The organism is Desulfosarcina cetonica JCM 12296, from assembly GCF_001311845.1.
GTDB classification, from domain to species: Bacteria; Desulfobacterota; Desulfobacteria; order Desulfobacterales; family Desulfosarcinaceae; genus Desulfosarcina; species Desulfosarcina cetonica.
In genome coordinates this window covers 1-9,006 of record NZ_BBCC01000229.1, presented here as the reverse complement: position 1 = coordinate 9,006, position 9,006 = coordinate 1, and the positions used below count along the sequence as shown (strand labels likewise).

9 protein-coding genes and 1 pseudogene are annotated in these 9,006 nt (G+C 58.9%); 7 read left to right on the top strand and 3 right to left on the bottom strand.

Features of this window, described 5'->3' with window-relative positions:
- The coding region (locus JCM12296_RS40475) for a pseudouridine synthase (protein WP_246805115.1) at window positions 1-362 on the bottom strand (362 nt) is incomplete at its 3' end.
- A 2,140-nt stretch (window positions 363-2,502) separates the two neighbouring features.
- Window positions 2,503-3,765, bottom strand: a pseudogene (locus JCM12296_RS46230) (AAA family ATPase); the annotation flags it as partial.
- A gap of 68 nt (window positions 3,766-3,833) precedes the next feature.
- Here JCM12296_RS46230 and JCM12296_RS40470 point away from each other — a divergent pair.
- The 3 genes from JCM12296_RS40470 (at window position 3,834) to JCM12296_RS29855 (ending at window position 4,905) form a co-directional block, all read left to right on the top strand.
- A complete protein-coding gene (locus tag JCM12296_RS40470; RefSeq protein ID WP_172684177.1) occupies window positions 3,834-4,073 on the top strand; it encodes a hypothetical protein in 240 nt (79 codons plus the stop codon).
- A gap of 67 nt (window positions 4,074-4,140) precedes the next feature.
- Window positions 4,141-4,401, top strand: coding sequence for a hypothetical protein (locus JCM12296_RS29860; protein WP_054700648.1), 261 nt, complete (start codon window positions 4,141-4,143; stop codon window positions 4,399-4,401).
- Between the two features lie 72 nt (window positions 4,402-4,473).
- On the top strand, window positions 4,474-4,905 hold the full coding sequence (locus tag JCM12296_RS29855; RefSeq protein ID WP_054700646.1) for a MaoC family dehydratase: 432 nt from the start codon (window positions 4,474-4,476) through the stop codon (window positions 4,903-4,905).
- A 12-nt stretch (window positions 4,906-4,917) separates the two neighbouring features.
- On the opposite strand, the gene JCM12296_RS29850 is transcribed toward JCM12296_RS29855, so the two are convergent.
- A complete protein-coding gene (locus JCM12296_RS29850; protein WP_054700644.1) occupies window positions 4,918-5,382 on the bottom strand; it encodes a CBS domain-containing protein in 465 nt (154 codons plus the stop codon).
- A gap of 274 nt (window positions 5,383-5,656) precedes the next feature.
- Here JCM12296_RS29850 and JCM12296_RS29845 point away from each other — a divergent pair, with 274 nt between their 5' ends.
- The 4 genes from JCM12296_RS29845 to JCM12296_RS29830 form a co-directional block, all read left to right on the top strand.
- Window positions 5,657-6,556 (top strand): hypothetical protein, encoded by a 900-nt coding sequence (locus tag JCM12296_RS29845; RefSeq protein ID WP_054700641.1) that lies wholly within the window; start codon window positions 5,657-5,659, stop codon window positions 6,554-6,556.
- Window positions 6,535-7,389: an adenylate/guanylate cyclase domain-containing protein gene (locus tag JCM12296_RS29840; RefSeq protein WP_281492204.1), complete on the top strand. Its 855-nt coding sequence runs from the start codon at window positions 6,535-6,537 to the stop codon at window positions 7,387-7,389. The genes JCM12296_RS29845 and JCM12296_RS29840 overlap by 22 nt, the downstream gene beginning before the upstream one ends.
- 149 nt (window positions 7,390-7,538) lie before the next feature.
- Window positions 7,539-8,384, top strand: coding sequence for a phosphate ABC transporter substrate-binding protein (locus JCM12296_RS29835; protein ID WP_054700635.1), 846 nt, complete (start codon window positions 7,539-7,541; stop codon window positions 8,382-8,384).
- A gap of 177 nt (window positions 8,385-8,561) precedes the next feature.
- Window positions 8,562-9,006: PstC family ABC transporter permease (locus tag JCM12296_RS29830; protein WP_157068017.1), on the top strand; the 445-nt coding region annotated here is incomplete at its 3' end.

Here is a 9,006-nt window from a genome sequence, read left to right as displayed (position 1 = left end):
ATCCAGCACCCGCCAGCGGGTGGCGCAGGCCATCCGCTTTCCACGGCCCATGGGTCCCTGCGTCCCCCGGCCCCTTCCGCCAGCGGCCAGTTCCATTCGGTCCAGCGGCCGTCCACCGGCAGGGTGCCGTGAACCAGGGCCAGATAGCGTTTATGAACCGTTCTGGCGGCAAACTGGGCGCCGAAAAAAGCCCGTGTCGCTCCGTCCACGGCCAGCAGAACGATGCCGCTGGTGTCACGGTCCAGGCGATGGACGGCATGGATTCCCGAAACATCGGGCGCCATGGCCGGCACGGTTGCCTTGCGGACCGCGGCCAGCACCAGGGAGCAGAGATCCCTTCCCGGATCGTTGTGAATGCTCATCCCCGCGGGCTTCTCGACCACCAGCCAATGATCTCCCGAGGCGATCACCACCACCGGCCCCTCTTGACCGGAAGCAATCACAACACGCCCGCCCGGTTCTCGGTTCAGCGCGGTCATGGCGGCAAATCGGCCAGCGCGGCCTGGGCCTCCGCCAGAAACCCATCGGCGCCGCAGCCCTGGAAAAGATCGATGCTGTGAACGATCTGGGACCGGGCAGCCGCGAATTTTTTCCATGGGCGTAAAGCCGCCCCAGATCCAGGCAAGCCAGGCCCCACCGCTGGCGCGATTGGGTCCGGGCACCGAGTTCGATGGCCTGCAGGAGATAACGTTCGGCCAAGTCAAAGGCCCGCGGAAAAGTTCGCAAGAGAAACCAGGCGTTCTTGATAATGCCTCTAAAGTTCAGTGTCCCCTGCCGCCGGGCGATGTACAGATAAAATTGGCCCAGCATATGGGTGAAAAGCAGCTCGTGATTGCCCTTGCCATGTTCCCGAAGGCTGCGGATCCGCTGGCGAATGATGGTCGTCCCCTTGGCCAGATTCCCCCTGGCCGCCGAGACGATGCCATAGAAGGCGTTGGCCGAGGTGCCGACGGAATCGTCACCGCATCTGTCAGCAGCGGCGATCACCACTTCCAGGGTGCGGGCGGCCATATCGATCCGGCCCTGAAAGAAATAAACACAACTGAGAAGATACTTCGCGTTGAGCGCGTATATCGGGTGCACGGCCAGTGTAATGGCCTTTTCGAGAAGGGCTTCGGCCTGGTCGAAATCTCCGGCGATCATCCGCGCCGCCCCCATGAGAAAACAGCCCTCCGAGACGGTCCAGAGATCTTCCATGGTTTCACCGGCGGCAAGCAGCTGTTCTCCCGTTTGCCAGCAGGCCGTTACATCCCCGGTATAAAAATGGCGCCGCCCCAACCCGGCCAGATTGAAACGGATCAGCGCATGATCGGCCTCCATTCGCTCCGCTACCACGGCGGCTTGGTGACCATGCGCCAAAGCCGCATCCATCCGCCCAAGATCGGTACAGGTTCGGCATAGGCAGGCGCTGCTGTATGCAATGAGCGCATCACTCTTCAGCGACCAGCCATAGGCCAGCGACCGGTGCAGGTAGACCAGGGATTCGGTGGCCTTATCGCGTCGCCATAGGGCCCAGCCGATGCACAGGTCAAACATGCCTGCCCGAAGAGGATCGCCGAGCTGACGGACCATTTCCGCATGGATGTCGCGCCGATCGAGCAGCTCACAAACCCAACCCTGTTGGTTAAACGCAAAATACCATTTGATGATCAGATCGACGAGCAACGTCCGTTCCGTAACGGTCGGGCTGGCAATCCCGCATAGCAGCCGGTAGGCCCGTTGGTAATACCCATGGGCCTCCGCCGGGGCATGTCGCCGCAGACGCTTCTCGCCGGAGCGAATGAAACAGTCGGCCGCCTCGATGATGCAGTCCGCCCGGGTATAATGCAAGGCCACCGATTCGACCACCCGGTCCGGTCCATCGTGGGAAAGGGTCTCCAGCGCGCGGGCGATTTTTTCGTGGATGGCCCGCCGGTCTTTCTTCAGCATGCCCTTGTACGCCACCTGCTGAACGATGGCATACCTAAAGTGGAAAACCGGTCCACCGGTTTCGCCTGGTTCGTCGGCCCGCCGGATCAGGCCCAAGTTTAGCATCTGTTCGATAGCGCGGGTGACCGCGGCGGGAAACGCCGTGATCCGCCTCAAAAGGGACAATCGAAAAACCCGGCCGATGACCGCGGCTTCCTGCAAAATGGCTTTGGCCGTCGGTTCCAGGCGGTCCAGGTGGGCGTGGACCGTCGCGTTGATGGTGCCGGAAAAATCCAACATGTCGAAGGGGTCGTCAAAATGCCAGCGCTTTCCCTGGCGGACCAGTCGTTGGGTGTCGATCAGGGTATTGACACTCTCCTCGATGAACAAGGGATTTCCCCCCACCCGGGTAACAAGATAGCGGTCAAGCGCCTCCGGGACGGTATCGGTATCCAGCATGGACCGAACCATCTCCCGTGAAGCGGAAAGATCCAAATCGTCCAACAGGATCGGCTCACAGGCAGGGGAGACCCGTTCACCCATCGTATCGAACGTGAATGTCAACGGTGGTCGGTGACTGACCACGATCAACAAAGGCAAAGCGGCTTTTTTGAACAGGAAACGCAGCAATGCCAGGGAAAATGGGTCTGCCCAATGCAGATCTTCCAGACAGACGATCGTGGGGCCCGTTCCGGCAAGTGCCGATAAAAGCGCGATGAAGGCCCGATGGAGCCTCGATTTGACGTCTTCCGCACCCGCCGCCCATTCTTCGGCAAGGGAAGGGGCGTACAATCCGACCAGGCATTCGGCGGTTTCAGCGCCATCGGCCAACAACCGGTCCACACCGGCGTGGATTTTCTGCCGGACCACGGCTTGCGCATCCGCCTCGCCGATGTCGAAAAGACGGTTGAGCATATCGATGAACGGAGAATAGGCGATGGTCGTGTTGTACGCATGGGCATGACCATCCAACCAGCGAATGCCGGGGCTTTCCACCGATGCCTTGAATTCGGCGACCAGGCGGCTTTTGCCCGTGCCGGCATCGCCGCAGAGGGTCAACACCGTCCCTTGCCCGCGGCGCAGGCGCAAAACGGCGTCTTGCATGCGTTTCAGCTGCGGATCCCGTCCGATCAACCGGGTCCTCACCCCATGGATCCGCCGCACTTTTTGGGGTTGAGGGGCCGCGGACCGTAGCCGGAACACGGCCATGGGTTCTTCACGGCCTTTGATCGTAACCGGGAGAGATGCCTCGAATCGAAAGAAACCAGCGGTCATGGAGAAAACCCCACGCGCCACAAGAACTTCGCCTGGCGCGGCCAGATCCCTGAGCCGAGCCGCCAGATTGACCGCATCCCCGGTAAGGCCGTACCGCCCACTTTGTGTCTGAACCGCCCCGCTGACCACCAACCCGCAGGCAATACCGAACCGCATGGCCAACGGCCGGCCAATGGTGGTGACCGCCGCGCCTTCCGTCTGCGCGACCATGCGCTGGATATCCAGCGCCGCACGAACGGCCCGAACGGCATCGTCTTCGTGGGTCTGGAGCATGCCGAAAACGGCCATCACGCCGTCCCAAAGCATGCGATCGACACCGCCGTCGTAATGGGCGACGATCTTGGTGATCCCTTGAAAAATCGGACGGGTAACCTCGCGGAGGTCTTCCGGATCGATCTGCTGGATGATATCGTCGTATCCACTGATATCGGCGAAAAGGACCGCCACCTGTTTTCGTTCACCTTTCAAGGCGAGCCGATCCGGAATGCGTTCCGGCCGGAGGGCGATGCCGCACTGGTCACAGAAATGACTGCCCGGGCGATATCGATTGCCGCAGGCCGGACATGACGGCAGCGTCGGCATCCCACCGCAGGGACTACCCGCGGAAGCCGCCGCATGGCACACGGGATGACTTTCGGAGCAGAACATGCGTGGCAGACCTTTCAGAAAAAAGCAGATCATTAACACTCAAACGGAAAACAGATAGCCCACCCATCCCAACAAGTCAAATCCCATGCGCCAATAAAACAAATCTTGCACAGAAATCCGGCTCCGTCATCGCGCCGGGGAACATTCCAATTCGCTATCAATGCATTGAAATAAAAATTAAAAATGGAAAATCAGAAAAAACGATAAACGGCACCCAGTTTTTTGTGCGATGCAACAATTAATCATTGACTTCTTCGACCGGCGTTCTATAGTAGAGGCATTCCAACAACACAATTTTAGGAGGAGCAAATGGACCAGAAACAGGTATTCAAACAGATGGTAGATTTCAACAAAACCGCGTTCAACAATGCCTACAACGCCTTGGTCATGGTTCAGGACCAGACCGAAGCCATGGCCAATACCATGCTGAGTCAGGCCGCATGGCTGCCCGAAGAGGGGAAGAAAGCGTTGAATGAGTGGGTGGATGCGTTCAAGAAAGGTCGGGAAACCTATAAAAAGTCCGTGGATGATGCCTTCAAAAAGGTTGAGGACTACTTCACGACCACCTGACCCGCAAGATTCGGACGGTATTTCATCTCAACCCCGTCCTCAGCGATCGGCGAAAACCGTAAAGGATAGGAAATGATAGGAAAAACATTCGACGAATTGAACGTCGGCGATCAGGCTCGGTTTTCCAAAACCGTGACCGATACCGATATCTATCTTTTCGCCGGCGTCACCGGCGACCTGAACCCGGCCCACATCGATGAATCCTATGCCAAGGGGACCTTCTTCAAGACCCGTATCGCCCATGGCATGTTGTCGGCCGGCTTCATCAGTGCCGTCATCGGTACGCGCTTGCCGGGCCCTGGAACGGTTTACATGCATCAATCCCTCGATTTTCTGGCGCCGGTCTACATCGGTGACACGGTCACCGCCACCGTTGAGGTGATTGAAAAGCTGGAAGCCAAAAAGCGTGTTCGACTAAAGACCACCTGCGTCAATCAGGATGGCGTCAGCATTCTGTCGGGAGAGGCGCTGGTCAGTCCGCCCCGCCCGCCAAAGGCCTCCTGATAACGGATCGGGTTACTTGGAAGGCGTCCAGCACCAATTTTCGTAATACTCCCAGCCCACCATGGAGTTGAGCTGTTTAAGCTCCTGATCCTTCTCCTGTATGGAGGCTTTAATGACGTCACCACTGGAGAGCATGCCGATGGTGCGGCCATCCTTCTGGATGAGCAGGTGACGGACGCGCAGTCCCAAGAACTTATCCATCAGATTGTAAACCGTGTCGGTGTGTGGTGCGAAGATCAGTGAGGTGGTCATCACGTCCGCAATGGGCGTGGTTTTTGGATCGAACGTGTCTTCAAGGGTATTGTGCATCAGATCCCGTTCGGTCCAGATGCCAACCGGTTCATCATCCCGGGTGACCAAAATCGCCCCCACCTTGTTCGCCTGCATGGTTTTGAGGGCTTCGATTACGCGTGTCTTTTCAATCACTGACACCAAAGCCCCACCCTTGTCACGGATCATGTCCTCGGCTGTCTTCATCGGCGACCGCCTTTCAATGTAAAGTTGGGCGGAGAAAAAAACGCCCGTCAAGGTCTATCACCCCTGCGACCCGCATGCTTCCGTGAATGAGAAAAAACGGAAGGCGGGTCGCAGGCTTTCCTGATGGCCATCCAATCACTGAATACGATACATTAAAGTAGTCCCGCCCTACCTGCCTGTCAACGTTTCGCCGCCTGTGTTGACACCGGCCAACCCGCCCCATTATAGTCGGGCCAGGTTTCATACCCCAAAACCCACATCCCTTGGGTGCCACATGCAGCTGCTTCCAAAAAAGTTCCTTTCCACGATCCAGAACCTTGTCTGGCGCCGCCCGCCCGAGGATCGGAAGCTGGGCCAGGTGCTGATCGAACGTGGCATCCTTACGGAAAACCAGTTGAACGACGTCCTGGCCGCTCAGCGCCAGCGCCTGATCGAAACCGGCCAGGCGGTTCGCCTGGGCCACATGATGACCGAACTGGGGTTGGCGACCGAAGCCGAGGTGGTGGCGGCCATTAACGAAAACTTCGAAATTTCGGTGGCCTCCCTCTCGGACAACATCCGGGAACTGATCATTGACCGCCGCGCCGCCCTCGTCCATCGGCTGCCAACGCCAATCCTGCCCATCTGGTTCAAGCTCTGCATGGGCATGCTGCTCATCGTTACGGTCACGATCGTCTCCTTCAGCTACTTCATGATCAACCGGCAGAAAACCCGCTTGTTCGACCAGACGGTGTCCGTCGGCACGGTCAGTCTCAACTACTTTGTCGACAACGCCCCCATTCCGCTCATCGAAAACGATATTCTCAGCCTCAACACCCTGATCAAGGCGGCCACGGCCACCGAAGGCCTACGCTATGCGGTAATCACCGACACCCAGGGGCTCATCCAGGCCCATACGGATGTGAACCACATCGGCACCCAGTGGAACATTCCTGAGAACGCGGAACGGCCGGTGACCCGCGGCGGAATCACCTATTTCGCCTTTGCCGATCCATCCGGCGAGCGGATTCTCAATCTCACCCGCGACGTGGGTTTTCAGGACAAACCGCTGGGAAAAGTCCATGTGGGCGTTTCACTGGATTTCATCGAGCACTTGGTCGACAAGGAAAAACAGGCCATCGCGGTCATGACCTTGGGCCTGGTGAGTTTCGGATTGGGTATCGCCATTTTTTAGGTGTCCGTTTTGCGAGCCCCATTCAGGAGCTTGTCGCCGCCACCGAAGCCATTGGCAAGGGGGATTACCACTACCGTGTGGCGTCCAATCGCAAGGATGAGTTGGGCAACCTGGCCACCGCCTTCAACCAGATGGGCGAGGAGCTGTTGCGGCATTCGTTGACCCGCGAATCCTTTGGCAAATATGTGGGATCGGACGTCCTGGAGATGATTCTGGCCGACCCGGAACAGATGTGGCTCAAGGGACACAAGAATAAAGCCACGATTTTATTTGCCGATATGCGCGGCTTCACCGCCTATGCCGAAAACCGGGAACCGGAGGCGGTGGTCGAAATGCTCAACACCTATTTCGAAATCGCCACCCGCGCGATTCTCAACTACGGTGGCTATGTGGACAAATTCATTGGCGACGCCGTCATGGGCGTGTTCGGTGTGCCCATTTTCAGGAAAGACCACGCGGAGCGCGCCATTCGGGCCGCACTGGAACTGCAGGCCCAGCTAAAACAAGCCAGCCTGAAGGGAAACGCCCTGCTCGCATCGGTGGGCATCGGCATCCACACCGGCCCGGTCGTGGCGGGCAACATCGGTTCCCAGAAAAAAATGGAATATACGGTGATCGGTGACACGGTCAATCTCGCCTCGCGGCTCAGCAGCCTGGCCGGGGCCGGTGAGATCCTGGCCACCACGGCGCTGTGTGAAACCCTGGGAGAATGCATCCAGGTGGTGTCGGCCGGGCGGCAGGCCATCCGGGGCAAGGCCGATCCCGTGGAAATCTTTCGCGTCACGGCCATCCAACCCAGGGATCACGTCAAAGTCGAACCATCGCCGGCTTGATCCAGATTTTCAATCCATCCCTGCCTTTGTATCCATTTTGTCGATTAGACATTTCCCAGTTGCGATGATAGCAAACGCTAACCCCCGTTATTCAAGGAATTTTCTCCCTATTTCAAATCACGATGGACACACAACCGAGGAGGTCGCACATGTCGCGAGGCAGACACTGGATCAAGGGATGGATGGTAGTGGCAATGGGGCTTTTGGTCATCACGGGGATTTCCCCCGCCCAGGCCGATGACCTTGAGGCTTTTGCCGGACAAAAGGGAACGCTGGCCATTTCCGGCGGCACCGCGCATATTCCGGTCATGACCGAAGCGGCCAAGCAGATCATGCAGCGCTATCCGGATATCCAGATCACCGTGGCCGGCGGCGGTTCGGGCGTGGGCATCAAACAGGTGGGCGAAGGCCTGGTGAACATCGGCAACTCCGGCCGCAAGCCCACGGACGAGGAAATCACCAAGTACGACCTGAAACCCTTCAAGTGGGCCATCGACGGCGTCGGCGTGGTGGTCAATCCCAAAAACAAGGTTACCGCCCTGACCAAGGAGCAGGTCAAGGCCATCTTTGCCGGCCAGATCACCAACTGGAAGGATGTGGGCGGCGCGGACAAAACCATCGATCTTTATACCCGCGATGAGGCCAGCGGGACCCGGGAGGTCTTCTGGAAAAAGGCCATCGATAAAAGTGCGATCAGCCCCAAGGCCAATGTGGTCGTTTCCAACGGGGCGATGAAATCGGCCGTGGCCGGCGACCCCTACGGCATCGGCTACGTCTCCGTGGGGCACATTGACAGCAGTGTCGTGCCCGTGGCCCTGGACGGTGTCACCCCGACCCTGGAAACGGTGAAAAACGGCCAATACCCCGTTGCCCGAGGCCTTTTCAGCAACACCAAGGGCGATCCCACCGGCCTGACCAAAACCTTCATCGATTTTCTGTTCAGCCCCACCGGCCAGAAGATTGCGGCGGCCAAGGGTTTTGTGACCGTCAACTAACCATGGAAACTTGGGTCAGGCGCGTGTTGGGGACGATGGCCGCCGCAAGCGCGGCCGTCACCCTGTCCATCTTCGGGTTCATGGTCGTACTGGGCCTTCCGTTGATGGCCCAGGGTCAATTTTTAAGCTTGTTGATCGAGCCTGGCGGCCGGCCCAGGGGATCTACGGCATCGCCCCATGATCGTTGGCACCATCGCCATTGCCGGCCTGAGCCTGATGGTGGCCATTCCCCTCAGCTTGGGCTGCGCGGCCCTGATCAGCGGTCTGGGCCGGGGCCGGCTGCCGGCCTTTCTCCACCGGCTGGTGCGGTTCATGACCGGTATCCCCACGGTGGTCTACGGATTTGCCGGGATTTTCCTACTGGTGCCCCTGGTGCGGGAGTGGGCCGGCCAGGGCTCGGGATACTGCATTCTCTCGGCCGGGCTGCTCCTGGCCATCCTCATCGCGCCCACCATGATCCTCTTCTTCACCGATGCCTTTGCCGCAGTACCGCGCGGCTACCTCTCCGCGGCCGACGCCTTGGGCGCCACCCCGGCGCAAAAACTGCTCTTTATTTTGATGCCGTGTGCCTGGCGCGGCCTGGTCAGCGGTGTTGTCCTGGCCACGGGCAGGGCGGTCGGCG